The 383-nt window shown below is 70.8% G+C and carries 1 protein-coding gene; it reads right to left on the bottom strand.

Features of this window, described 5'->3' with window-relative positions; genetic code table 11:
- The coding region (locus D7Y04_RS43740) for a hypothetical protein (RefSeq protein WP_147477405.1) at positions 1-306 on the bottom strand (306 nt) is incomplete at its 3' end.
- Between the last annotated feature and the right edge of the window lie 77 nt (positions 307-383).

Here is a 383-nt window from a genome sequence, read left to right as displayed (position 1 = left end):
GCACGCCGAGGACAGCGCCGACGTCGGCAGCTTCCCGTCCGCCACGTCCCGGCAGGACTGCCCCAGCGTGGAGTCCGGCCCCGTGCCCGACTTCTGTCGCTCCTGGTACAGGTGCAACACGTCATCCAGCAGCGGCTCCAGGTGGCGGGCGAAGGTGCCCGGCCTCGGCGGATGCGCATGCGAGGGCCGCGCATACCGCGCTTGCGTCAGCTCGTTCACCTCGCGCACCAGCCGCGCTTCCAGCGGCCCCGTGCGCAACTTCACGTACGCCAGGCCCCCCGCGCAGGCGAGGAGGACGGCGAACACGCCTCCAGCGACTGTGACGAGAGAGCGGTGAGAAGTCATGAGGGGGAGTAACGCGGGCCGAAGCCTCGCACGAAACC

It is taken from the genome of Corallococcus sp. AB038B (assembly GCF_003668955.1).
Lineage (GTDB): Bacteria > Myxococcota > Myxococcia > Myxococcales > Myxococcaceae > Corallococcus > Corallococcus exiguus.
Note: the sequence above shows the minus strand (reverse complement) of the source record. Positions and strands in the feature narration are given on the sequence as shown.